Source organism: Gymnodinialimonas mytili (assembly GCF_037544085.1).
GTDB classification, from domain to species: domain Bacteria; phylum Pseudomonadota; class Alphaproteobacteria; order Rhodobacterales; family Rhodobacteraceae; genus Gymnodinialimonas; species Gymnodinialimonas mytili.
Genome location: NZ_JBBIFW010000001.1, coordinates 838,465 through 863,432, shown reverse-complemented (window position 1 = coordinate 863,432; position 24,968 = coordinate 838,465). Strand labels below are relative to the sequence as shown.

General features: G+C 58.5%; 24 protein-coding genes. 5 read left to right on the top strand and 19 right to left on the bottom strand.

The window, feature by feature from the left end:
* Nucleotides 1-51 precede the first annotated feature (51 nt).
* Together ftsH and V8J82_RS04255 are read left to right on the top strand one after the other, a co-directional pair.
* Nucleotides 52-1,965: an ATP-dependent zinc metalloprotease FtsH gene (ftsH, locus tag V8J82_RS04260; protein ID WP_339972486.1), complete on the top strand. Its 1,914-nt coding sequence runs from the start codon at nt 52-54 to the stop codon at nt 1,963-1,965.
* Between the two features lie 125 nt (nt 1,966-2,090).
* Nucleotides 2,091-2,756, top strand: coding sequence for a hypothetical protein (locus tag V8J82_RS04255; RefSeq protein WP_339972484.1), 666 nt, complete (start codon nt 2,091-2,093; stop codon nt 2,754-2,756).
* 15 nt (nt 2,757-2,771) lie between these two features.
* On the opposite strand, the gene V8J82_RS04250 is transcribed toward V8J82_RS04255, so the two are convergent.
* Nucleotides 2,772-3,062 (bottom strand): sll1863 family stress response protein, encoded by a 291-nt coding sequence (locus tag V8J82_RS04250; RefSeq protein ID WP_339972482.1) that lies wholly within the window; start codon nt 3,060-3,062, stop codon nt 2,772-2,774.
* A 419-nt stretch (nt 3,063-3,481) separates the two neighbouring features.
* Between V8J82_RS04250 and V8J82_RS04245 the strand changes: the two genes are divergently transcribed.
* Complete coding sequence (locus V8J82_RS04245; protein WP_339972480.1) at nt 3,482-5,158, top strand: formate--tetrahydrofolate ligase; 1,677 nt, start codon at nt 3,482-3,484, stop codon at nt 5,156-5,158.
* Between the two features lie 91 nt (nt 5,159-5,249).
* Nucleotides 5,250-6,143, top strand: a complete 894-nt coding sequence (gene folD, locus V8J82_RS04240; RefSeq protein WP_339972478.1) for a bifunctional methylenetetrahydrofolate dehydrogenase/methenyltetrahydrofolate cyclohydrolase FolD — start codon at nt 5,250-5,252, stop codon at nt 6,141-6,143.
* A gap of 3 nt (nt 6,144-6,146) precedes the next feature.
* Here folD and V8J82_RS04235 read toward each other — a convergent pair whose 3' ends face one another.
* The 16 genes from V8J82_RS04235 to V8J82_RS04160 form a co-directional block, all read right to left on the bottom strand.
* Nucleotides 6,147-6,551, bottom strand: a complete 405-nt coding sequence (locus V8J82_RS04235) for a PaaI family thioesterase (RefSeq protein ID WP_339972476.1) — start codon at nt 6,549-6,551, stop codon at nt 6,147-6,149.
* A gap of 36 nt (nt 6,552-6,587) precedes the next feature.
* Nucleotides 6,588-7,250, bottom strand: coding sequence for a ligase-associated DNA damage response endonuclease PdeM (gene pdeM, locus V8J82_RS04230; protein ID WP_339972474.1), 663 nt, complete (start codon nt 7,248-7,250; stop codon nt 6,588-6,590).
* 39 nt (nt 7,251-7,289) lie between these two features.
* On the bottom strand, nt 7,290-9,728 hold the full coding sequence (locus V8J82_RS04225) for a ligase-associated DNA damage response DEXH box helicase (protein WP_339974513.1): 2,439 nt from the start codon (nt 9,726-9,728) through the stop codon (nt 7,290-7,292).
* Between the two features lie 136 nt (nt 9,729-9,864).
* Nucleotides 9,865-11,184, bottom strand: coding sequence for a DUF8689 domain-containing protein (locus V8J82_RS04220; RefSeq protein WP_339972471.1), 1,320 nt, complete (start codon nt 11,182-11,184; stop codon nt 9,865-9,867).
* Between the two features lie 3 nt (nt 11,185-11,187).
* The gene (locus V8J82_RS04215; protein ID WP_339972469.1) at nt 11,188-11,721 is read right to left on the bottom strand and encodes a prepilin peptidase; all 534 of its coding nucleotides are present in this window, start codon (nt 11,719-11,721) and stop codon (nt 11,188-11,190) included.
* Nucleotides 11,722-11,835: 114 nt separating this feature from the next.
* Nucleotides 11,836-12,696 carry a tetratricopeptide repeat protein gene (locus V8J82_RS04210; RefSeq protein ID WP_339972467.1) on the bottom strand — a complete coding sequence of 287 codons (861 nt, stop codon included), beginning with the start codon at nt 12,694-12,696 and terminating at the stop codon, nt 11,836-11,838.
* A 33-nt stretch (nt 12,697-12,729) separates the two neighbouring features.
* Complete coding sequence (locus tag V8J82_RS04205) at nt 12,730-13,305, bottom strand: tetratricopeptide repeat protein (RefSeq protein WP_339972465.1); 576 nt, start codon at nt 13,303-13,305, stop codon at nt 12,730-12,732.
* 126 nt (nt 13,306-13,431) lie between these two features.
* Complete coding sequence (locus V8J82_RS04200) at nt 13,432-14,412, bottom strand: type II secretion system F family protein (protein WP_339972463.1); 981 nt, start codon at nt 14,410-14,412, stop codon at nt 13,432-13,434.
* A 54-nt stretch (nt 14,413-14,466) separates the two neighbouring features.
* The gene (locus tag V8J82_RS04195; RefSeq protein ID WP_339972461.1) at nt 14,467-15,435 is read right to left on the bottom strand and encodes a type II secretion system F family protein; all 969 of its coding nucleotides are present in this window, start codon (nt 15,433-15,435) and stop codon (nt 14,467-14,469) included.
* A 6-nt stretch (nt 15,436-15,441) separates the two neighbouring features.
* Nucleotides 15,442-16,917 (bottom strand): TadA family conjugal transfer-associated ATPase, encoded by a 1,476-nt coding sequence (locus tag V8J82_RS04190; RefSeq protein ID WP_339972459.1) that lies wholly within the window; start codon nt 16,915-16,917, stop codon nt 15,442-15,444.
* Between the two features lie 19 nt (nt 16,918-16,936).
* A complete protein-coding gene (locus tag V8J82_RS04185; RefSeq protein WP_339972457.1) occupies nt 16,937-18,196 on the bottom strand; it encodes a CpaE/TadZ family protein in 1,260 nt (419 codons plus the stop codon).
* A gap of 284 nt (nt 18,197-18,480) precedes the next feature.
* Nucleotides 18,481-19,125: an OmpA family protein gene (locus V8J82_RS04180; RefSeq protein WP_339972455.1), complete on the bottom strand. Its 645-nt coding sequence runs from the start codon at nt 19,123-19,125 to the stop codon at nt 18,481-18,483.
* 10 nt (nt 19,126-19,135) lie between these two features.
* Entirely contained in the window at nt 19,136-20,515 is a 1,380-nt protein-coding gene (locus tag V8J82_RS04175) for a type II and III secretion system protein family protein (protein WP_439650029.1), read from the bottom strand.
* Between the two features lie 213 nt (nt 20,516-20,728).
* The gene (gene cpaB / locus V8J82_RS04170) at nt 20,729-21,556 is read right to left on the bottom strand and encodes a Flp pilus assembly protein CpaB (RefSeq protein WP_339974509.1); all 828 of its coding nucleotides are present in this window, start codon (nt 21,554-21,556) and stop codon (nt 20,729-20,731) included.
* A 189-nt stretch (nt 21,557-21,745) separates the two neighbouring features.
* Nucleotides 21,746-21,973 (bottom strand): hypothetical protein, encoded by a 228-nt coding sequence (locus V8J82_RS04165; protein ID WP_339972453.1) that lies wholly within the window; start codon nt 21,971-21,973, stop codon nt 21,746-21,748.
* 270 nt (nt 21,974-22,243) lie between these two features.
* On the bottom strand, nt 22,244-22,498 hold the full coding sequence (locus V8J82_RS04160) for a hypothetical protein (RefSeq protein WP_339972451.1): 255 nt from the start codon (nt 22,496-22,498) through the stop codon (nt 22,244-22,246).
* Nucleotides 22,499-22,748: 250 nt separating this feature from the next.
* On the opposite strand from V8J82_RS04160, the gene V8J82_RS04155 reads away from it, so the two are divergent.
* Nucleotides 22,749-23,591: a lytic transglycosylase domain-containing protein gene (locus V8J82_RS04155; RefSeq protein WP_339972449.1), complete on the top strand. Its 843-nt coding sequence runs from the start codon at nt 22,749-22,751 to the stop codon at nt 23,589-23,591.
* 3 nt (nt 23,592-23,594) lie between these two features.
* Here the strand turns inward: V8J82_RS04155 and V8J82_RS04150 are convergent, their stop codons facing one another.
* Nucleotides 23,595-24,221: a CoA transferase subunit B gene (locus V8J82_RS04150; RefSeq protein ID WP_339972447.1), complete on the bottom strand. Its 627-nt coding sequence runs from the start codon at nt 24,219-24,221 to the stop codon at nt 23,595-23,597.
* Nucleotides 24,221-24,925 carry a CoA transferase subunit A gene (locus tag V8J82_RS04145; RefSeq protein WP_339972445.1) on the bottom strand — a complete coding sequence of 235 codons (705 nt, stop codon included), beginning with the start codon at nt 24,923-24,925 and terminating at the stop codon, nt 24,221-24,223. Before V8J82_RS04145 ends, V8J82_RS04150 begins: the two co-directional genes overlap by 1 nt.
* Nucleotides 24,926-24,968: the final 43 nt, after the last annotated feature.

Genomic DNA, 24,968 nt, shown 5'->3' with positions numbered 1-24,968 from the left:
GTTGAAACGCGCGCCCTCGGGTGCGCCTGTTCCGTTTCGAGGAGATCTCCCTTGGGTAACGCGAGAAATGTCGCATTCTGGGTCATCCTGTTCCTGTTGATCCTGGCCTTGTTCAACCTGTTTTCCGGCGGACAGGATCAAGTGAATGGCCGCACCGTCGCCTATTCAGAATTCGTGCAACAAGTTGAAAACGGGTCGGTTTCATCGGCTACACTGGATGGCGAGAGTGTTCAGTTCACCACCGGTGAAGGCACGTTCTCGACCGTTGCGCCCGGTGATGCCGAACCAACGCGCACCCTGCTGGAAAATGACGTGCGGATCGATGCCCGCCCGCAGCAGCAAAGCGGTTTCCTCAGCGTGTTGTCGCTCTGGCTGCCCGTTCTGGTGCTGATCGGCATCTGGATTTTCTTCATGAATCGGATGCAAGGCGGTGGTCGCGGCGGCGCGATGGGTTTCGGCAAGTCAAAGGCCAAATTGCTGACCGAAAAGCATGGTCGCGTGACCTTTGACGATGTCGCCGGGATCGATGAGGCCAAGGACGAACTCGAAGAGATCGTTGAATTCCTGCGCAATCCCCAGAAGTTCTCACGACTTGGCGGCAAGATCCCCAAAGGCGCGCTTCTTGTCGGCCCTCCTGGTACGGGTAAGACATTGCTGGCGCGCGCGATTGCAGGTGAGGCAGGTGTGCCCTTCTTCACAATCTCCGGTTCCGATTTTGTCGAGATGTTCGTCGGCGTGGGTGCCTCACGCGTGCGCGACATGTTCGAGCAGGCGAAGAAAAACGCGCCCTGTATCGTCTTTATCGATGAGATCGACGCTGTCGGTCGGTCCCGTGGTGTGGGCTACGGCGGTGGCAATGACGAACGAGAGCAGACGCTGAACCAGTTGCTGGTTGAGATGGATGGTTTTGAGGCCAATGAAGGCATCATCATCATCGCGGCAACCAACCGTCCCGACGTTCTTGACCCCGCTCTGCTGCGCCCGGGTCGTTTCGACCGTCAGGTGCAGGTGCCGAACCCCGATATTAAAGGCCGCGAGCGGATCCTGGGCGTTCACGCACGCAAAGTCCCACTGGGCCCAGACGTGGATCTGCGGATCATTGCCCGTGGTACACCGGGGTTCTCAGGTGCGGATTTGGCCAACCTGGTCAACGAGGCGGCGCTTATGGCGGCGCGTGTAAACCGTCGTTTTGTGACGATGGAAGATTTCGAAAACGCGAAAGATAAGGTCATGATGGGCGCGGAGCGACGCTCGATGGTTATGACCGAAGACGAGAAAAAGCTGACCGCTTATCACGAGGCTGGCCACGCCGTCGTGGGCCTGAACGTCCCGGATCACGATCCGATCCACAAGGCGACGATCATTCCGCGAGGCCGAGCGCTGGGTCTGGTGCTCAGCTTGCCGGAGCGTGATCAACTCAGCGTGTCCTACCGCAAGTACACGTCAAAAATCGCCATGGCGATGGGCGGGCGTGTTGCCGAAGAGCTGGTGTTTGGCAAGGAGAATATTACGTCGGGTGCGGCGTCGGACATTCAACAGGTCTCAAAGATCGCTCGGGCGATGGTCACCCAGTTCGGCTATGCTGAAGAATTGGGATACATCGATTATGCCAATGAGCAGCAATCCTACTTGGGCGCCTATGGCGGAGGAACCAATCACTCGGCGGCTACTCAGAAGGTGATCGACGACAAGGTTAAAGAGCTTGTGGATGAAGGCTACGAAACGGCCAAACGCATCTTGACCGAGAAGCGCGATGATCTCGAACGGTTGGCCCAAGGCTTGTTGGAATATGAAACGCTAACGGGCAAGGAAATCACCAAAGTCATTTCGGGTGAGCCCTTGAACCGGGGCGATGATGACGACGAAGCGCCAACCTCTGGTGGGACACCGTCGATTACGGCGATCCCGAAATTGCCACAAAAGTCTAAGCCTTCGGGCGATATGGAGCCTGAGCCAACCGCTTAGCGACCATAGATCTTCGGATAGTTTGCCCCCGATGTGACGACCTGACATCGGGGGCATTTTTTTGCCTAATCTGTCGTCAGGTAAACTGGTCTTTTGTTGTCATGGTTCTGTAACATGACAGGACGATGACACGCGCTCTGATTCCGTTTTGGCTGGCTATTCTTGTATCCGCACTGCTGATTTTCCGCAGTGTGTCGGCGCATGGATGGATTCCCACCCTCACCGCAGAAGGCTTGGGGCTTGAGATGTCCACAACGCTCGTCCATGCGGCCGCAGCGATTTTGCTGGCCGCGACCCTGTCGCAACGTGGGCAAATCGCGAGGTTCTGGCCTGTGGCTGCACTGGTCGCACTGTTTTCGTTGCGGGAATTGGATTTCAACGATTGGTGGTTTGAACCGGGTCTTCTGGAAATCGAGCTTCTGTTCAGTGACGTTCCGCTTTGGCACAAAATCGTGAGTGTGCTGGCGATGATTGCCGTCGCCTTCGTGATCCTGCGCGTGCTCTTCATCGGGACCATGCCCTTGTTTCGTCAGCGGTCTGAAGCCTGGGCGCGGATCTTTCCGTTGATCGGTCTGACGATCGTCGCATCGATGACGTTGGATTATCCGGCCAAGACTGCGGCGCAGTTTGGGGTGACACTATCTCAGGCTCAGATCGATGCAATTGTCGCTGTTGAAGAATCGAGTGAATTCTTACTGGCGCTTTTCGTGATGCTATCGATCTGCCTCTACCGTCGAGGCGAGCGCGCTCCGGCGGCCCGGAACGCCGAAATCTCTGCTGGACGTGCCTGACGCCACTGCAAAGGGCTAGCCCATCATCTTTTTGCGGGCTTCCGACATCTGTTTCTCCATGTCGGCCCAGGCTTTTTCCATATTGGCCTGGATCTCTTTGGCAGCATCCATATTGGCTTTGCCAAGCTCTTCCATTTGCTTTTCAGCATGCTTGCGCTGTTCGTTCAGCGCCTCCATCTGCTTGACCATTTGATCCTGGGCATCCTTGCCCGCTTGCACCATTTGGCTTTGCATCTTCGCCATCTCATTGGTCCAAGCCATCATCTGAGCTTTGGCCTGTGCCATGAAATCAGTCTTGTCGGACATTCGGTCTCTCCCACGATACGATACTGCACCGTAGCATGGATTTATGACATTGGGTGGGTCTTATATGCAGGGCGGTAACCCGTGTTGGGTTGGTGCCGCATGTCAGGCGGCCGACATCACCACCAGGATAGCTGCGCCCATTCCCATTGCCAGACCCGAATAGATCATCATACCAAAAGCAACATTCTTCATTTCACGTCTCCTTTGGAGGCCAACGCCCGATATGCCGAAAGGGTTCATTGGCGGGGTTAAAAAAGAGTTGACGTCGGCGCAGTTCCCCGCTGCGTTCCCAGCTTTTCCTTTCGGAAACACGGCGTGGCGGGATGCCCTGCGAAAATGTCGGAATTGGCCCTATCCGGCGCTGTCTCGCCCGTTATAGGCGAGTGAAGCACCGGACTTTCGCGAAGGAACAGCGCACCATGGCTTATAAATCCGATATTGAAATTGCCCGTGAGGCGCAGAAGAAGCCGATCCAGGAGATCGGGGCAAAAATCGGCATCGATGCGGTCGATCTGTTGCCCTACGGCCATGACAAGGCGAAGGTTAGCCAGGATTTCATCAACTCGGTCCAAGACCGCGAGAACGGCAAGCTGATCCTGGTGACCGCGATCAACCCCACACCTGCAGGCGAGGGCAAGACAACCACGACGGTCGGTTTGGGCGACGGGCTGAACCATATCGGCAAAAATGCCATGGTTTGCATCCGCGAAGCCTCGCTCGGCCCGAATTTTGGGATGAAGGGCGGTGCAGCGGGCGGTGGCTATGCGCAAGTGGTGCCGATGGAGGAGATGAACCTGCACTTCACAGGTGACTTCCACGCCATCACCTCGGCGCATTCGCTGCTATCGGCTATGATCGATAACCACATCTATTGGGGCAACAGCCTGGAGATTGACGTGCGCCGTGTGACCTGGCGCCGGGTCGTGGATATGAACGACCGGGCTCTGCGCCAGATCACAGCCTCCCTTGGCGGGGTGGCCAACGGGTTCCCGCGGGAAGCCGGCTTCGACATCACGGTGGCCTCGGAAGTCATGGCGATCCTGTGTTTGGCGAAGGACCTGAAAGACCTGCAAGAGCGGTTGGGGAACATGATCGTGGCCTATCGCCGAGATCGCTCGCCTGTTTATGCGCGGGATATCAAGGCCGATGGCGCAATGACAGTTCTTCTGAAAGATGCGATGCAGCCGAACCTGGTACAGACGCTGGAAAACAACCCGGCCTTCGTGCATGGTGGCCCGTTTGCGAATATCGCGCACGGCTGTAACTCCGTGATTGCGACCACCACCGCCTTGAAGCTGGCCGATTACGTGGTGACAGAGGCGGGCTTCGGGGCTGATCTGGGCGCTGAGAAGTTCATGAACATCAAGTGCCGCAAGGCCGGTCTGGCGCCCAGCGTGGTTGTCTGCGTGGCGACGGTACGCGCCATGAAGATGAATGGCGGTGTGGCGAAGGCCGATCTGGGGGCCGAAAATGTGGGCGCCGTCAAGGCGGGCTGCCCGAATCTGGGCCGCCATATCGAGAACCTCAAATCCTTTGGCGTGCCGGTGGTCGTGGCCATCAACCACTTCGTCACCGATACAGATGCCGAAGTGCAGGCAATCAAGGATTACGTGGCCGAGCATGGGGCGGAAGCGATCCTGTCGCGTCACTGGGAATTGGGATCGGAAGGCTCTGCTGATCTGGCGACGAAGGTCGCTGAACTGGCCGATGCCGATACGGCGAATTTCGCTCCGATTTATCCAGATGAGATGCCGCTTGCGGAGAAGATCCAGACGATTGCCAAGCGGATCTACCGTGCCGATGAGGCGTTGATGGACAAAAAGATCCGCGATCAGTTGAAGCTTTGGGAAGAGCAGGGCTATGGCAGCCTACCGGTCTGTATGGCCAAGACGCAATATTCCTTCTCGACCGACCCAAACCTTCGCGGTGCCCCGACCGGGCATTCGGTGCCAGTCCGCGAGGTGCGCCTGAGCGCAGGGGCTGGGTTTGTGGTTGCCGTGTGCGGTGAGATCATGACGATGCCCGGTCTGCCGCGGGTGCCGTCGGCAGAGAACATTCACTTGAACGATAATGGACAGATCGAAGGTTTGTTCTGATTTTGGCCGGTTGGGTGGACCAAGCCCTTCGGGCTTGGACGCTCGCGCGAGGCGCATCGCCCCACCCACCGTCCCGGAAGGAGGCGCCGAAATGGCAGCGACAGTGATTGATGGAAAGGCCTTCGCGGCTGATGTGCGCAGCCGTGTGGCCGAGCATGTGGCCGGTTTGAAGTCAGAGCACGGCATCGTGCCGGGGTTGGCTGTGGTTCTGGTGGGCGAAGACCCGGCCAGCCAGGTCTATGTGCGCAACAAGGGCAAGCAGACCGTTGAAGTTGGGATGCATTCGGTTGAGCACCGTCTGGACGCCACCACCTCGCAAGAAGATCTACTCGCCCTGATCGCGGATCTAAATGCAGACCCTGCGATCCACGGGATCTTATGCCAATTGCCCGTGCCGGATCATATTGACGGCGATACGATCCTAAATGCGATTGATCCGGCAAAGGATGTGGACGGATTCCATATCTCGAATGTGGGTTTGCTGGGCACCGGCCAGAAGGCGATGGTGCCGTGCACACCGCTGGGATGCCTGATGATGTTGCGTGATCATCATGGCGCGCTCAGTGGCTTGGATGCGGTCGTGATCGGCCGTTCCAACATCGTTGGCAAGCCGATGGCGCAATTGCTGCTGGGCGATAGCTGCACGGTAACGATTGCCCATTCTCGGACCAAGGATCTGGCTGCAACGGTGCGGCGCGCCGATATCGTGGTGGCTGCAGTGGGGCGCCCGCAGATGGTGCCGGGCGATTGGATCAAGCCCGGGGCAACTGTGATCGATGTCGGTATCAACCGGATCGACAAGCCCGAGGGCGGGACACGCCTGGTCGGTGATGTCGATTACGACAGCTGCGCGGCGGTGGCGGGGGCGATTACGCCGGTACCTGGCGGCGTTGGACCGATGACGATTGCCTGCTTGCTGGCCAATACGCTGACAGCCTGCTGCCGCGCCAATAACCTGCCGGAGCCGGAAGGGTTAACGGCCTAAGCCTCAAACGGGTATCATCGTCCCTTGGAGGATGGCGACGTCCTTGCGGCTGCCATCCTCGGCCTCGGTTTGGACGGTGCATCGGGTAACCGACAATCTGCGACCGGATTTGATCACCTCGCCAATTGCAATCAGCCGAGTTCCTGTGGCAGGCGCGATCAGATTGATCTTCATTTCCACGGTCATCACCTCGGAGCCCGTCGGCATCAAGGTTAACGCCGCATAGCCACAGGCGCTGTCACCAATCGCGAAGGTCGCGCCTGCATGGGCCACGCCGTGTTGTTGTGTGACCGACGGGCTGATCGGCATGGAGATCACCGTCCGGCCCTGCGCCACCTCATCAAGACTGGCTCCGAGAGTGCGCATCAGCGCTTGGCGATCGAAGCTATCGCGAATGCTCTGTTCCATCAGTATATCCTTGCCAATTCCAAGGCTTGCGCAAGGCTAGCGGGGCATCGGCAGCGCGACGGGCTGCTTGCCCAGCAAAATAGCGGTCGCATCAGGGGCCATCAGATCCGCAAGTTCGGGCTGATGACAATAGAGCCCACCGGTATAGGTGCCGTAGGCCGGTAGGATCAGGCGCTGCCCATCGATCAATAGACAGCGCCGCGTGATGGCGCGGCCCCGCAGGATCACGCGGGCCTTGGGATGGTAGTGCCCTGAGACTTCACCAGGTTCGGAGCCCTCAGCGATATGTCGAAACGTAAGGGGACCAAGCATCAGTTCAGCAAGATGAGCGCCCCCGATATCAACCGGGCCCGGATCGTGATTGCCTTCGATCCAGATCCAACGGCGCCCGGCCATCGCAGGGGCCAGCCTGTCGGCGACAACCGCCCCGGTGGCGCGCGCTGCGGCAAGGTCATCGAAACTGTCGCCAAGGCAGATCACCACCTTTGGATCCGTGCGATCTATGTCGGCGAGGAGACGATCCAACGTCTCGGCGACCTCGTAGGGGGGCAACATGGCACCGCCACGGCGGGCCATGCGTTCGACCTTTCCAAGGTGCAGATCGCTGACGATGAGGACATTTTCCGTGGGCCAATGCACCGCGCCTGAGGGCAGGGCGACCAAAGAGGCGCCACAGAAGGAAAAGGAAAGGCCGTTCATGTTTCGTTCATATCCGCCGTGCGCGTATATGGGCAAGGCTTAACGCGGCGTTGCGCCAAACTCGAGACCGGCGGTCGTCATCAGACGCTCGGCCTCATCATCCAGCAAACGTTGGTCGGCCAGCCCCTTGATCGGGATCCGTCCGGGTTCAAGGAACAATGGTGCTGCCAACGGGGTCACGCGGGTCAGCGCGGTGTGGTCGATCCGGTCGCCGATGCGGTCAAGCATATCCTCGATACGTCCAAAATCGACCAGCCCGCGCATGGCCTCTTGGCGTGTGATATCCAGCATAACATGACCAGGATCGTATTTGCGGAGCGTGTCGTAAAGGATATCGGTCGAAAACGTGGCCTGCCGCCCGGATTTGCGCTTGCCGCCGGGCATGGATCGGTCGACCAGCCCCGCCACGATGGCGCTGCCTTTGAAGGTACGCTTCATGACGGCATTGTCGGCCAACCACGTCTCCATCGTTGCCATCAGATTGTCGCGGCTGAATAGTGGTTCGATGTTTGTCGCCTGCTCGAGACCCCAAATCAGGGTGGCGTAATCGGTCGATACGAATCCCATCGGGTCCAGACCCTGTTCTTCCATGCGCTGCGTCAACAACAGGCCAAGGGTTTGTTGCGCATTGCGGCCCGCGAACCCATAGGCCACCAGATGTTCGCGGCCATCATGGGGAAAGGTTTCCACCAGCAATCTGTCCCGTTGCGGCAGCTTTGAAACCTCCCGTTGCAGGCGCAGCCAATCGGCGGTGTGATCGGGTAGCTCCGGCCAGTCCGCTTGACGGAACATGGACAAGATTCGATCTGACAGCTGCGTGGAGGTGGCGAACTTCGTACCCATGAAGGTCGCAATCTTGGGCTTTTGCCAGGGGGTGCGTGTGACCTCGACAACCATCTCGCGCATACCTTCATACCGCACGATTTCACCGCCGATCAGGAACGTGTCTCCCTTGCGCAACATCGAGGCGAAGTATTCCTCGACCTCGCCCAACGGTTTGCCGCCGCGTGACTTTTGCAGGCGCACCGCCATTTTGTCGGCATCGACGATCGTGCCGATATTCATGCGAATGCGGGCCGTGGCGCGTGGGTCACGCAGACGATAGATGCCGTCGACCTCGATCAACCGCTGCCATTGGTCGTAGGCCCGCAACGCGTAGCCGCCCGTGGCGGCGAAATCCAGGCAGCGGTCAAACGTTTCACGCCGCAGGTCCGCATAGGCGCCTGCGGTCGTGACCTCGGCATAAAGATCATCAGGGGTGAATGGCCCCGCGCAGGCGCGGATCAGGATATGCTGGCAGAGCACATCCAGCGGGCCCGTGTGATCCGTATCACCGTCGAGTGTGTGGTCTCGTACGGCTTGCAATGCGGCGACGCATTCGATCACTTCGAATCGATTTGCCGGCACGATCAAGGCCTTGGAGGGTGCATTGTAGCGGTGATTGGCACGCCCGATCCGTTGCACCAGCCGCTTCACGTTTTTCGGGGCGCCCACCTGGATAACCAGATCCACGTCCCCCCAATCGATCCCCAGATCCAGGGAACCGGTGCAGACGATGGCCTTCAGATCGCCATTCACCATCGCCTGTTCAACCTTCTCCCGCTGTTCGCGCGCGAGGGCGCCGTGATGGATGCCGATCGGGATACCGTCTTCATTGGCGAGCCAAAGGTTGTGGAAAAACAACTCAGCCTGGGCGCGTGTATTATGAAAAATCAGCGTGGTATTATGGGCTTTGACTTGTTCCAGCACGGCTGGGATAGCGTATTTTCCACCGCCGCCGGACCAAGGCGGGCGGTCTTCGGTGGTGAGCATCCCGATATCGGGGTCGGGCCCCGGATCGGCCTGTAGAATAGCGCAGGGATCTGGATTTCTTGCGAGGATACGCGCGACGGCGTTGGGATCCTCCACGGTCGCTGACAGGCCGACGCGCCGCAAATCCGGGGTCAATGCGCTGAGGCGAGACAGCGCCAGCATCAGTTGATCGCCGCGTTTTGATTCAGCCAAGGCATGGATTTCGTCAACGATCACACGCTGAAGGCCCGCAAATGTCCGGTCTGCGTCTTCATAGCTGCACAGTAACGCCAGGCTCTCCGGCGTGGTCAGCAGGATATGGGGCGGGTCGGCGCGTTGGCGTTTCTTGCGGCTGGACGGCGTGTCGCCGGTGCGGTCCTCGACCCGGATCGGCAGGCCCATTTCTTCAATCGGGCCGGTCAAATTCCGTTTGATATCAGCGGCTAACGCTTTGAGGGGACTAATGTAAAGCGTGTGGAGGCCGTCATGCGTGCCGTCGGCCAGCTCGGCAAGTGTCGGCAGAAACCCCGCCATGGTCTTGCCACCGCCCGTGGGCGCAATGAGCAATTGGCAGGGCTGATCGGCCAGCGTGAGCATCTCGCGCTGGTGGGGGTGGATCGACCATCCACGGGCGGAAAACCAGCCCTCGATCTCGGGCGGCAGGGGGGCAGGGGCACGGGTATCCATCGCCCGAAGATAGGTCAAAACCCCGTGTAAAGAACCTGTCGTGATCCTGTAATTATTCTGTAGCTACAGGTGGCGGGAGACGGACGGCGCTGTTTGGCCAAGGCCAAAGGCGCCCCGCCCGCCGTCCCATGGGGCGCTAGTGCACGATCTTCTCTTCGCGGACATAGAGGTTTTCCCAGGCGCGGTCGATGAATTCAGGGCGCATCTGGTAGTCGATGCCTTCGAATTCGCAGATCGCCTTGATCTGATCGCACAAGAAAACCGGATGGTAGTTGGCGTAGATGTTGTCGATCGTCGGATACTTCTTCTTCAGCAGATGGATCAGTGATGCTTCGTCCAGCGGCACGCCCTTTTTCTTGGCAACCATCGCGAAGATTTTCAGGAATTGTTCTTGGTTGGGGCCGTCAATTTTCACCTTGAAGAAGATCCGGCGCAGGGCCGCTTGGTCGAAGATCTCATTGGGGTGGAAGTTGGTCGAGAACACCACAAGGGTGTCGAAGGGCACTTCGAACTTCTCGCCCGATTGCAGAGCGAGAATGTCATAATTCACCTCCATCGGAACAATCCAACGGTTGATCAGTGCCTGCGGCGGTTCTTCCTGGCGGCCAAGGTCGTCCACGATAAAGACGCCGCCGGTCGATTTCAGCTGTAGGCTGGCCTGATAGGTGCGACTGACGGCATTGTAGTTCAGGTCGAGCATGGCCAGGGACAATTCGCCACCGGTCATCACCGTGGGCCGGGTGCAGAGCAGATAGCGCGTGTCGAACTTGGACGCGTTTCGGCGCAATCGGGTCTGGGCCTCGGTTTCCTGACCCATGATGGGGGTGTGGACGATCGGATCATACACGGTGATAACCTGCCCCGCATAAGCAAGGGCGTGTGGCACATAGATGTTGTCGCCCATCGCGGCGCGGATCCCTTCGGCAATGGAAGATTTACCATTGCCGGGTGGGCCATACATTAGCACAGAGCGGCCCGAGCCGACGGCGGGTCCGAGTTGATCGATCAACCCGTCGGGCAGGATCAGATGGCCCATGGAGGCTTCAAGCATGTCGCGGGTCAGCTTCACGTCACGGATCGACTGACGCTTGACCTGCACTTTGTAGTCTTCCAAGGGCACCGGCATCGCGCCGTAATATTCGGATTGGCTGAGGGCATCGAGCGCGCGGGCCTTGCCGCCTTCGGTCAGTTGAAAGCCCATCTCGGACGACGAGGTGGCGTGCAGCGTGCCGGTCGCCTGCATGAGGTTCATGTCGCGCAGCATGTCGATCAGCTGTTGCGTCAATGGGATTGGCAGACAGACGGCTTTGGCAATCTCGGATGTCTGTTCGACATTCTTGCGAAAGACGGTCTTCAACAAGATATCGCGCATCATCACAACGGTTAAGCCGGTATCTTCCAGCTTTCGCAGGGCCGGCGGCGCGTAGCCGGGATCGGTAGACACTTGCATATTCATGGCTCAGGCCCCTGCGCTGTTGGTGACCCCAAGGATCATGTAGATAATCATGCCGGTCGATAGACCGAGGCCGTAAGGAAACACTTGTTTTAAGGCGCTTTTTCGGCCGGTATTCCACGACGCCCAATCTGGCGTCGCATTGACGAGCGCAGGCACGCGCCGCGCGATGCGATGCAGGATCATGAACACAAGCGCCGAATTTGCGACGATGAACAGCACGATCATGGCATCTTGGGCGGCCACAAATGGCGCCGCGGCCGCGGCGAATTTCGCATCGCCCGCCCCGAATACACCGACCGCCGACAGCAAAAAACCGATCACGAGCACCACGCCCATATGCGTGAAGCGCCAGGCATATTCCTCAAGCGGCAGCGCAAAAGGCCCGAGGACCACGAACCCTGCAAACAGGGTCAGAACGCAGACATTCAGGATCTTCAGATCCTTCAAGTCTGTGTAGATCGCCCAGAGGGCCATCGGTACAACAAACGGCAGGAACACCCAGGCCTGCGCAGCTGTCAGAGAGACGTCGAACGGCATCGCTATTTTTTCCCAATGTGGAAACACTCAGCCTAAATCTTGAAGATTAAATCAGGCTGAATATGGGCGAGATTGGGTTGGTTTCTGTGCGAATGCCGTTCGGTTGTCTTGGCTTCAGGCCTCCAGCGCGCGTAGGGCCGTAACCGCGGCTTCGAAATGCTGGGGGTGGGTCTCGATGGCTTCGCCCAACAGGCCGCGCCCGGTATCGACCTCGCCTTGCCGGATCGCGGCGAGCGCGGCGGTGTGCAAAAGTTGTGCGCGTTCAATCTGGGTCATGTTGACCAAGGGCAATGCGTAATTGCCTTGCGCCGCGCGGGCCAGGACCAGATTGTTCTTGGCGGTGAAGAAATCCGGATCGTAGGAGATCGCGCGAATGAACAGATCCTCTGCCCCGCCGAAATCACCGCGCGTCAGCATGGAATATCCCCAATTGTTGTAAACATTCGCAGGGCGCGTCGTCAGGCCGGCGGCGGTTTCATAAAAACTGTCGGCGCGATCCCATTGCTCCTGACTGTCGGCGATCATCGCCTCGAGCCGGTAGCGCTCGAAGCTCTCATAGGTGGGCGGCACGGAATCGAGCTGTGCTTGCGCCGCGCTCCAATCGCCGGTGCGGATCAAGGCGCCCGCATATTCGACGCGATCGGAATTGGTGGATGCCTCTTGCGCAACGATCCGCTCCCACAGGCCCAGCGATTCCGCGGCCCGACCCGATCGGACCATGCTGGTTGCGAGGCCGCGCTGCAAATCAATGTTGTCAGGGTCTTCGGCCAAGGCGCGTTGGAAGAATGACGCTGCTTCTGCGGGTGCCTCAGATTGCAGCAGCATCTCTCCGAAGCTCGCTTCCTCAATGGCACTCAGCGGATCAATCGCGCGGTCGACATCCGCGCCACGGGTGGAACTACACGCTGCAAGCGCAAGGACGGACACGCCAAGAAGGACGCGGGCCGCCGGGAAAAACCGGAGGACGGGGATCATGCTCTGCCTCATTTGTTACGCCGTCCCGGTGCCTCACGGCGACGTGGTCAGAACATAAACGCCCCCTCCACGCCGGATCAGCCCGGGCCGATCTTGCTCATTGCGAACATCATACACCTGGTTTTCCATCCGAGCGATAGCGAGGCGTAGGTTGTCGCGAATCGTCTCCGAATCGCCACTATCGAGGGCAAATGCGTGTTCCAGCACGCGGCGCGCTTCACCATATTCGCCACGTTCAATAAGGACGGCCCCCAAGTTGTTGAGGGCGGGGACAAAATCTGGTTGTCCATCAAGAACGCGCCGGAATTGCGTCTCGGCTTGCCCCAAACGGCCCAGAGCGAGGTTTGCAGCCCCGATAGCGGTCAGCAAATCCGCATCCAACCCGCTCTCGGCGGCAGCGCGGTAATAGGCGCGCAAGGCCAATTCGAATTCGCGCGCTTCCATCAGACGATCGCCGACGACGATGCCGTCGATCGTGTCGTCGCTGTCGGGGATCGCATCGGGCGGATCGATCCCGGCAAAAGCCGGATCAAGGCGCTCGCGCGAATTGCACGCCGCAAGCGCCGCGGTTGCGATGAGAAGAAATAGGACGGGCAGGGGCCTGCGCACCTTGGGCCTCGTTGTGTTGTCGCTGACTGCTCTGGCGCAGTTTGCGCCGGTTGCCATTACAATACGACAAGCGGGGCTGCGATGCGCGTCTTTTCTTGCGCGCATCACATGCTTTTTGGTTGGCGCTTAGCGCGACAGGTCGGTGGCGATCCCGTAGATCGATGGACCGATCAGAATAATCAAAAGCGGCGGAACGCAGAACATCATCGTGAAGAGCGTCAGTTTTGTGGGCAGCTTGTTGGCTTTTTCTTCGGCCCGCATCACGCGTTTGTCTCGCATTTCAGAAGCATAGACGCGCAGCGCCTCTGCAACAGATGTCCCGAAAGAGGCCGATTGGATCAGCGTCGTGATGAAGCTGTTTACGTCCTGAATATCGACGCGTTCGCCCATATCGCGCAGGACCTTGGTTTTGTCCTTGCCCGCCTTCATTTCGTAGCTGACGATCTGAAACTCTTCTGCAAGCGCCGGATAGGACGGTTTGATTTCTCTGGCCACCTTTACGATGGCTTGATCAAGCGACTGCCCCGCTTCCACGCAGACCAGCATGAGATCGAGCGCGTCCGGGAAGCCGCCGTTGATTTCGTCTTCACGGGACTGCATGCGGCGTTTGACCCAGTAAACCGGCGCGTAATAGCCAACTGCGCCAGGGATCAAGACCATGAAGATGGAGTTTTGGGCTGAATCGCCACCGCCTGACACCAGCAAATACAGGGACCCCAATAGCAAGCCCCCAATCCCTCCGGCGAGCTTGGCGAAATTGAACATCTGAACAGATGATTTGGACCGATATCCCGCCCGGATCATCTGTAGCTGTGTCGCTGAAAGCTCTGCTTCGGTTTGCGGTTCCAGATATTGTGCAAACCGCTCGAGCTTTTCGTTCTTGCCGCCCTGGCGCAGCCTTGCGCGCTCTGCAAGATCCGCGCCGTCCGCGCCAGCGTCTTTGCCGAGTTTAGAAAACGGATCTTTTTCCTTCGACAAAAGCGCAGGCAGCGTCACTAGGACCAGCAAAACACCAAGGCCCCCAACTGCGATCAGCGGGCCGAGTTCGCCGAGATTGTCCACCAACATGGTGTTCACATTGTCGATAAGACCACGGATATATTCCATCGGACTGCTCTTTCCTATGGGCGCAGCAACGCGCAGATTGGGCGGTCGGGCCGCTTAGACTTTGATATTTACCAGCATCCGCATGATGACCATGTTCAAACCGAGCATGACCGCCACCACGGCGCAGGCTGGGATAAATACGGGCGTGTCGATCACCTCGGCATAATAGTCAGGCTGCATCACATTGATCCCGACCAGCGCCAAAAGTGGAAAGACCGACAGAAAGTTCCCCGACCATTTCGCTTCGGCCGTGATCGCCTTCACTTTGCGGAACAGCTTGAACCGGGCACGGATCACATCCGCCAGACCCTGCAGGATCTCCGCCAAATTACCACCGGACGTTTGCTGAATGCCGACGGCAACTGCCAGAAACCTCAGATCCTGGATACTCAACCGGTCGGCCATCGATTGGATGGACTCAGCCACATCACGGCCATAGGCCGCTTCGTCGGAAATCACCCCAAGCTCGGATGCGATTGGATCCGACATTTCCCGGCTCACCGTGTTGATGGCTGACACGAAAGGGTGTCCGACGCGCAGCGAGCGCACCATCAGTTCCACAGCATCCGGCAGCTGTTCTTCCAGCAATGCGATGCGTTTCTTCGCTTTCGAATGTACCCAATAATATACGCCCCCCACACCCATCGCGACCGAGACCAACAGACGAATTGGGAGGCTGGCGGTGGTCAGAATCGATAGCAGAAGGAAGGCGAAGACCGTCACCCCGGCCATCACCATCATCAACTGCTTCGGCGTGAAGGCGATGTTTGCCTTTTGCGCCTTGTCGGCGATGATCGCGTAGAATGGCAGCGAGATGGAGCCCTTATGCTGATCCATCTCTTTGCGAAGTGTGGCCAACACGTCTTCGCGTGTCGTGCCTTTTTCAAGCATCGACAATCGCCGGTTCACACGCGCATTCAGGCTAATCGATTTGCCGAACACCATCAGGTAGATGCCGTTCACCAGCATGATCACGCCGACAAAAATGCCGATGTAAATCAGCGGTTCGATCGAAAGTTGCATCTGATCTTACTCCGCAGCAATGGGTTCGTAGATGGCGTTGGGCAGGTCGTAGCCCCATTGCCGGAACCGATCTGAATAATGCGAGCGCACGCCGCAGGCTGTGAAATGGCCGATGATCGTACCATCGGGCTTCAAACCAGTGCGCTGATAGCGGAAGACCTCCTGCATCGAGATCACCTCGCCCTCCATGCCGGTCACTTCGGTGATCGAGACCATGCGCCGCGAGCCGTCTTGGAGACGTGAGGCCTGCACGATAAGGTGCACAGCCGAGGCGATTTGCGCGCGCACGGCCTTCAGGGGCATCTCAATCCCGGCCATCGCCACCATGTTTTCCAAACGCGAACAGGCGTCGCGGGCATTGTTTGCGTGGATCGTCGTCATGGACCCGTCATGGCCGGTGTTCATGGCCTGAAGCATGTCGATGACTTCCTCGCCGCGGGTTTCCCCCACGATGATCCGGTCCGGGCGCATCCGCAGAGCGTTTCTGAGACAGTCACGCTGGGTCACGGCCCCTTTGCCTTCCACATTGGGGGGGCGGCTTTCCATCCGACCCACATGGATCTGTTGCAATTGGAGTTCCGCGGTATCCTCGATCGTCAGAATACGTTCCTTGTTATCGATGAAGCTCGACAACGCATTCAACGTGGTTGTCTTCCCCGAACCCGTACCGCCGGAGACGATCACGTTGAGGCGTGTGGCAACCGCCGCCTGAATATAGGCGGCCATTTCTTCGGAAAACGCGCCGAAATTGACCAGATCGTCAATTCCGAGCTTTTCCTTTTTGAACTTACGGATCGACACCAGCGACCCATCCACCGCAACCGGCGGCACCATGGCGTTGAAACGCGAACCGTCTTTCAGGCGCGCGTCCACGTAGGGGTTGGATTCGTCGACACGCCGTCCCACAGCGGAGACGATTTTGTCGATGATGCGCAAGAGATGGCGTTCATCTTTGAAGCGAACATCGCTCAGCTCCAGGCGGCCCGCGCGTTCCACGAAGACACGTTTGGGACCGTTGACGAGAATATCGTTCACGCTGTCGTCTTGAAGAAGTGGCTCAAGGGGGCCCAGCCCCGTCACCTCGTCGAACAATTCCGTGTTCAGCGTTTGTCGGTCTTCCCGGTTGAGCACGACGCCCAATTCACCGAGCTGTTCGCTGGTAATCGCGGTGATTTCCTGCCGCAATTCCGATTCCTTGGCGCCTTCAAGCGCCGAAAGATTCAAGTTGTCGAGCAGACGGTGGTGCATTTCCGTCTTGAGTTCGTCCAAGCGTTTGCGACGCTTGCGGTCTTTGTCCTCATTGCCAGATCCAGCCGGTTCCGCCGCGGGTTTCGCAGCGTCCGGCCTGCGAGCAACTTTCGGCTTCGGGCTTTCATCGGCCGGAGCCGCGCCATCGTCAGGCGCGGCGATCTTGGCCGAGGCGGCAACTTCCGCAAGCGGCGGTACGGTCGCCGAACTCGGTTTTTTATACTTTGAAAACATCCGGTTACCCCCAGTTCAATCAGCGCGCGACGGCAGTGTCGGCGACCATCGCCTTGTGCAGACCATCGGCCAATTTCAGGATTTCCTTCCGCAATGGGTTCTTCTTGGCGCCGGCAGACAGAGGTTCTCCATTATCCGCGGCTTGAATGACTTGCTTTCCGCCATCCGGCAGGACGGTCGATATCTTGACGCCCAAGCTTTCGGCCAGTTTCTTCATCCGGGTCTTTCCGTTTAAGTCGGTCATCCCGGGGCCGCGGTTCAGGACGTAGTGCACTTTTTCCAGCGGCAGCTCTTCGGATCGGCACGCTTTGATGAAGCGCATCGCATTCTGGGCGGAACGCAAATCAAGTTCGATGGTTGCGAAATACATATCGGCGCGGTTCAAGACGGTCTCGGTCCACATCACGATGGTCTTTGGCATGTCGACAATCACGATGTCGAAACACTCACTTGCCAAATCCAAGAGTGCGCTGACCTCTTCGGCGCCGACAATATCGAGTGGCACAATTTCGGCGGGCGATGTGAACACGGATAGACGCTCGCCAAAGCCGACAAGGGCCTGTTTAAAGCCGTCCACATCCATGCTGGGCGCTTCCTGAAGCATTTCCAGCATGATTTCGCGGCGTGGCAGGTCGAGGAATGTCGCAACCGAGCCCTGCTGCAGATCAAGGTCAATCAAACACACGCTAGGGGGGTTCTTCTTGTCGATCTGAGTCAATTCGTTCGCCAGATTGACAGCCAGGGTTGTGGCACCCGTACCGCCTGCCATGTTTTGCACGGCGAAAACGGCGGATTTGCCCTGCATGCGTTGGCCGGTTGTCGGTGTGTTGCCCGTGCCCTCACCCGTTGCAGGGGCAGCGGGTTGTGGCTCGGGCGCGCGCGCTTTTTCGATGGCCTCATGCAAAGCGCCATCTGCCAGTGGATAGGGAACGAAATCCTCTGCCCCCAGGCGCAACAATTCACGCAGTGCCGCTGTCGACAGGTTTTCCGGGATGAGGATAACTTTGATCTTTTTGGTGCGGGCAACGTTGATCACTTCGCCAACGCGGCCAAGATCCGCCTCATCCTCGGATCGGACGGCCAAAGCGATGAATTCCAGATTTCCGGGTTCGAGCGCCGAGATGAAATCACGCGCTTCCTCAAAGCCCAGATCGCCCCAGGCTTCGCCCAATTCTGTTTCCATATCCTCGATCAATAGACCGAAGTGATGAACGTTGCTTGATACCGTGCAGGCCACGATGGGCGCCGGTTCGTTCTGCAATGCGAGTCCGCTGCTCATTCCTCAAATCCCAATCTACCCGGCACGTGTCGGGTCGTCGTCAAAACCTGGATCGGCGGCGCGACTGCTTAATGGTGCGCTACGAACCAATTCACGGCTGTGGGCACGTTTGTGTCCTATCAGCCCTTCCCAAAGGTGAACGTGCCCCTGAAAAACGGCGAGAATTGGACGCAAAAAAGGGATTCCAAATACAATTCACGGGCAGTGCTGCATTTGTTTACAAACAAAAAACGCGCCGGAGGGCCGGCGCGTCTGATTTTTGCGTAAGATTTTAGGAATAAGCGCTATTCGCCGCCGCCTTCGCCGGCAGTGCGATATCCGCGATAGACGATCTCGGCGTAGCGTCCATCCAGCACCAAGGGGTGGCCTTCGACAAAGCCGGTCACTTCAGTGACGGTCCGACGATTGCGACGCTCTTCCATTTCGGTCGCGACGATGGGCTGTGTTTCACCCAGTGACACCAGAGCCTCGAGGCGGTGGCGATCAACGCCTTGATGGACCAAGAAGTTCACCGCAGCCCGCGCCCGGCGCAGACCCAACGCATGGTTGTAGCCTTGGCTACCGACAGCATCCGTATGTCCGTAAACTGAGAAGCGGACTTCCGGGAATTGCCGGATGAAGTGTGCCTGTTCGGTCAGGATCCGACGCGCCTCTGCATCCAATTGCGCGGAGTTGAAGGCGAAGTTGATTGTGGTCGGGACCGATTCCGCGAAGCGTTCGCCCAAGGCCTGAGCATAGCTGAGGTCACCGTTGTGCAGCGCGATGTTGCGCGCCGTGGGCCCACCAAAGTTGCCTTCGATATTCAATTGGCGTTCGCCTGCGGGGCGACCCGTTTCGATCGCGTCAAAGGCCGAGCAACCTGTCAGCGCCATCACCAGGCCACAGATCAGGCCCAGTGTGCGGGTTGGGGCGGGGGAGATCGTGTTCATCATACGCTCCTTAGTCCAGGACATAGCCATAGGATCCCGAGAAATCCTGGGCGGCCACTTCGCCAGCGGCACTGTTGGCGGGCGGGCGGTTCCCGGCAGTGTGACCCTGCAGGAACAATTCACGCTCTGTTGGGATCTGGATGCGATCGGTGGGCAGCGCCAAAGCCTCGCCACGGACCGGACTGACCAGATGTGCGGTTAGGATAATCACCAGTTCCGATTGCTCGCGCTGATAAGAGGTCGAGCGGAACAAAGCGCCAAGGATCGGAAGATCGCCCAGCCATGGTACCTGGCCGATTGAGTCCCGGAAGTCGTCCTGGAGCAGACCCGCGATCGCGAAGCTTTCGCCATCCCGCATCTCGATCGTCGTGGACGCCTCGCGTGTGCGCAATCCTGGAACGCCAGAGTTGTTGCCCGGGATCTCGGCATCGACCGAACTGATCACGGTGGACATCTGCAGATTGATGATGCCGTCATTCACGACGGTCGGCGAGAATTCCAGTTGAATACCAAAGGGTTGGAACTCAACAGAGACTTCACCACCCTCACCCTGGGTCGGCACCGGGAATTCGCCACCGGCCAAGAATGTTGCAGTCTGACCGGACAGGGCGCTGAGATTGGGTTCCGCCAATGTGCGCACGAGTCCCTCTGTTTCCAGCGCTTCGAGCAGTACATTCAGGCTGAAGCTTCCCGCAGAGGCGCTAAATCCGATCTGACCACCAGGCGGGTTTGCCGTCACGGGGAATTCAACCTCATTTCCAGAACCGAAGAAGCCACCGGATTCATTCGGCGTTCCGCTTTCAGCCGTCATTTCGATGCCAAGCTCTTGACGCACGGTCCGGCTCATTTCAGCAAAGCGCACCTGCATCATGACTTGCTGCTGACCGCCGACAAGCATCAGGTTCGACACTTGGCCGTAGCGGCTGGCCAATTCCATCGCGCGGTCGACCGCGAAGGCTGAACTTACGGTACCTGACAGAACGATCCCGTCAGATGCGGTGCGCACCTCGACCGGCTCACCTGGCAAGATTTCCCGCAGGCGCTCACGCAGCTCTGCCAAATCAGGCACAACTTGGATTTCCACGTTGGCAATCAAGCTGCCATCCGGCCCGAGAAGCGTCATGGTGGTTCGACCGGGCATCCGGCCCAGCACGTAGATCGACCGCTCGGTCAATGTTGCGATGTCGGCGATTGTCGGGGCGGCTACGGAGATTTCTGAGAACAGCATCTCCGTTTCCACGACAACGGCGCGGTTCATGGGAACGCGCAGAGTCCCCGATGTTTGACCCTCGACCACACGGAGTGCTTGGGCATCTGCTGGAGATGTGGGTTGAAAAAGAAGCGTTGCGCACCCGATAAGGCACGCACGCAGGAATCCTGTCATGCTCATGTGTGACCTGCCTCTATGTCACGGTTTATGGGCGCGATGTTTTTTTGCCCTTTGCGGCAACATGCCCGAAAACCGTTTTTCACGCAAGAATCATCCTATTGGCGGACGTTCTTCATGTGCCATATCCACAACGGTCCCAAATTATCCACATATAATGCAAGACGCCCGGGACGGATCCCGGGCGTTCAGACAGCTTGTGGATAAGTCGTTGGATTAGTTGCTGCAGAAGGGGACTTGCGTGATGACGACTTCGCCACCGCGGCGGCTGCGGATGGTACAAACACGCTCTTGTTCGACCACCAATTCCTCAACTTCTCCGAGCAGCGCATTCGTTGAAACTTCGACTTCATCACTGATTGTTTCATCGCCTACGCCAACAAGGGCCAATGTCAGTGTGCCCGAACCCTGTGCTTGCGTCAGTGCTGCAACGTCTTCCGGACGCGCCGTCACCGTGATGGTTCGGGCAATCGTCGGATTGTTGCGCTGTTCGTCAGCGATTTGGTCAATGGCAATGATCTGCACATTGGACCGGATTAAGCGTGTGATGCTTTCTCCGCCGTGACCGGCGCCGGACCAATATACGTCAACTCTGTCGCCTGGACGCAGGAAACCCGACACACCGGAGGTAACATCTACGCGCAGTGCCAACGCCCGCATTCCTGCTTCTAGCCGCGATGCAACGCCAGCATCTTCGCCGGGTGCTGTCACCTTGCTCAGCAGGACTGGTTCATCCTGTTCCATTAGACGCAATACAGTGCGCGGTTCATCATCATCTGCGGGAAACAACTCCTCCAGTGATGTGAAGGCGCCGAATGGGACGTGTTCTGCGGGCCATCGAATGAGCTGGACGTCATCCGCAGTGATCCGTTGTCCATACCGAACCTGGCGGTTTACGACGACAACCTCGACAGTTGGTAGGATGGCATTTCGCTGCTCGGCCAGTGCGGTTTGATATTGATCAAACCGATCTTTCGCGATCGATACCGCAAAACCAGCCAGTCCAACTCCGACGGCTAAGACCAAGATAAACACAATTCTCATATCACCCACCTCAAACAAAACGGTCATATGCGCTACTCTTGTCCGAGCTTCGCGCAACCTTAAGGGTTGGTATCGCTAGAAAACGAGGCAAAAACATGGTCGGCGGGGGGAATGACCGTGACCGACGTGCTCTGCTTTAAACAAGTTTTGCGGGATGGTTTATGCCAACCCGTAGCGCCCTCGACAGCCTCAGGTGCCACCGGCAACGCGTTGATTGGCATCATCGAAGGGATCGACAAGCGGATTTACATTGGTCAAATCTGTCGCGACGTCGCCCGATAGGTCTTCAAAGCCACCGGAGACCACAATGATCACTGCGAAGCCCAGACCAACCACGCCAGCGGTCAAGACTACCCAATCGACAGAGACCGCCCCAGACTCAGACGCAGCGAAGGCATTGATAAACGAAAAGGTCATGTGGCGGGCTCCTAAAGGAATAATCGTACTGTTGCGCCCGCCACGTCCAACGGGTCGACGTCATCGAATGCGACGCACATGTTGGCTAATGCGTTCGCTGGGCCGGAATGAGGCACCGAAAAGGTCTTGGATGCCGCAAACAGTTTATTTCCAAAGCTTAAATTGGACATTGTGACAAAGAAAAACCGCCGCGCATTTCTGCGCGACGGCTCTGTCTTGGACGCGGCAGCTGGGCCGCTGCCACACTTTGCGCTCTGCTAGGTGTGCGGCTTAGTCTGTTGTGGAGCCGCCACCGGTGCTGCCGCCGGAGCCCGGGATGCCTGCGGAGTTGTTGTCAAACGGGCTGGTGAGCGGGTCTGTATCTGTCAGCGCCGAGTTAATGTCGGTCGACAGATCTTCCACACCGCCGGACACAACCGACATAACGGCCAGGCCCAGGCCAACCAGGGCGGCGGTCAGCACAACCCAGTCAACGGTCACGGCGCCGGATTCGGATGCGGCAAAAGTTTTGATCATGTTAGTCATCGGTTCAGTCCTTGTTAAAAAGAATATGTCATTTCAGTTCCAGGTGTCCGGGCTGGGCGTCGGCCCGTGTCCCTGTGACAAGGAAGGGTATGACGGCCAATCGGGGCGTGATTGGGGCACACAATCGAATTTATTTTGATCATAGGTGGGTTGTTTGATGTCCGCTTGGCGTGCAATTTTGCGCCAAAGCCCTTGTAGCATTGGCAAAAGACCAATTGTGGGGCGCAGAGGCAGATAAGGCAGGTGACCCATGACCCCTCGGCTTTCGTGGACCGGCGCCATTGCGCTGGCATTCAGTGTGTTGGTGGCGATTCATGCTGACTCGGTGGCCGCGCAGGACGAGGCGATGCGCATCGTACGAGCGCCGGGACCCAATCACACTGGGCCTCGGATCAATATCCAGGTGACGGAAGAGGATATAGCGCGGCAGCGGGCGGCGATGGGAGAGATTGTCCCGCCGAACACGATCCGTGCCGAGGATGCGCGCCCGGAAGCGGTGGAGCCCGACGGTGCATCGGCGTGGTTCTGGGCGTCGGTATCGCCCTCGATGCCTGCCAATCCGGCGCGATTCTGGTCGGCGCAGGAGCATTTGGCCTCAGCGCCCGAAGCAGCCGGGCTCGGCGCTCCGCGACTTGAAACGGTTAATCGTATCGCTGAGGAACATGGGCGCGAGATTTTGGCCGCAACGATCGGCACCTCGATCTCGCCCGCTTTCGTCCTGGCCGTTATCGCGGCCGAAAGCGCCGGACAAAACGAGGCGGAAAGCGGCGCAGGGGCCCAAGGCCTTATGCAGCTGATCCCGGACACCGCAGAACGTTTTGGCGTCGATGATCCGTTCGACCCCGCCCAGAACATTCGCGGCGGTGTGGCCTATCTGGATTGGTTGATGGAGCGGTTCGACCGCGACCCGTTGCTGGTACTTGCGGCTTATAATGCGGGCGAGGGCGCCGTAAGCCGCGCGGGCGGTGTGCCGAATTATGAAGAGACGCGGACTTATGTACCACGCGTGTTGGCAGCATGGTCCCTCGCGCGCCGCTTGTGCAATACGCCACCCGATCTGGTGTCGGATGGCTGCGTGTTTCAGAACATGTGAGCGCTAGACGATCGCGGCCTCGGTCGCGGCACGCAGCTCATCTTCGGTCACACCTTCGGCGGTCTCGACGATCTTCAGGCCGCCGTCGACCACATCGAGCACACCCAAATTGGTGATGATCCGATCCACAACACCTTTTCCGGTTAACGGCAGGGTGCATTCCTTTAGGACCTTCGAGGCGCCGTGCTTGTTTGTGTGATCCATCACAACCACGACACGACCGACGCCAGCGACCAGATCCATTGCACCGCCCATGCCCTTCACGAGCTTCCCTGGGATCATCCAATTGGCCAGATCGCCATTTTCGGCCACTTCCATTGCGCCCAGGATCGCCATCGCGATCTTGCCGCCGCGGATCATGCCGAAGCTCTGAGACGAGTCGAAATAGGATGTGTGGGGCAATTCGGTGATCGTCTGCTTGCCCGCATTGATCAGGTCGGGGTCCTCTTCGCCCTCATAGGGGAAAGGGCCCATGCCGAGCATCCCGTTTTCCGATTGCAATGTCACCGTAATGCCCTCGGGGATGTAATTCGACACCAGGGTCGGGATGCCGATGCCAAGGTTAACGTACCAGCCATCTTCCAACTCTTGCGCCGCACGCGCCGCCATTTGATTCCGATCCCAGGTCATTATGCGCCCTCCTTCTGGCGCACCGTGCGCTGTTCGATCCGCTTTTCGTGATCGCCCTGGATGAGGCGGTGGACATAGATGCCGGGCAGATGGATCAGATCGGGGTCGAGGCTGCCGGTGGGCACGATCTCTTCAACCTCCAGAATGCAGACTTTGCCGCACATGGCCGCCGGAGGGTTAAAGTTGCGGGCGGTTTTGCGGAAGATGGCGTTGCCGGTTTCATCGGCCTTCCAGGCTTTGACGATGGACAGATCGGCGAAGATGCCCTCCTCAAGGATATAGTCCTGCCCGTCCCAGCTTTTGACCTCTTTGCCTTCGGCGATCACGGTTCCGACGCCGGTTTTGGTGTAGAAGCCAGGGATGCCCGCGCCACCGGCGCGCATGCGCTCGGCCAAGGTGCCCTGGGGATTGAACTCAAGCTCAAGCTCCCCCGACAGATATTGCCGCATGAATTCGGCATTCTCGCCCACATAAGAGCTCATCATCTTCTTGATTTGCCGTGTCTCCAACAGCTTGCCCAAACCAAACCCATCGACACCCGCATTGTTGGACGCGACCGTGATATCCTTGGTGCCCGCTGCGACAATGCCGTCGATCAAAAGCTCGGGGATACCGCACAGGCCAAAGCCCCCCGCGGCGATCAGCATGCCGTCGAACAGCGCCCCGTCGAGCGCCTCCGCGGCCGATCCATAGACCTTCTTCATGTGGGCAACCCCTCCCGCTATTGTGGTGTTGCGGGCAAACTGG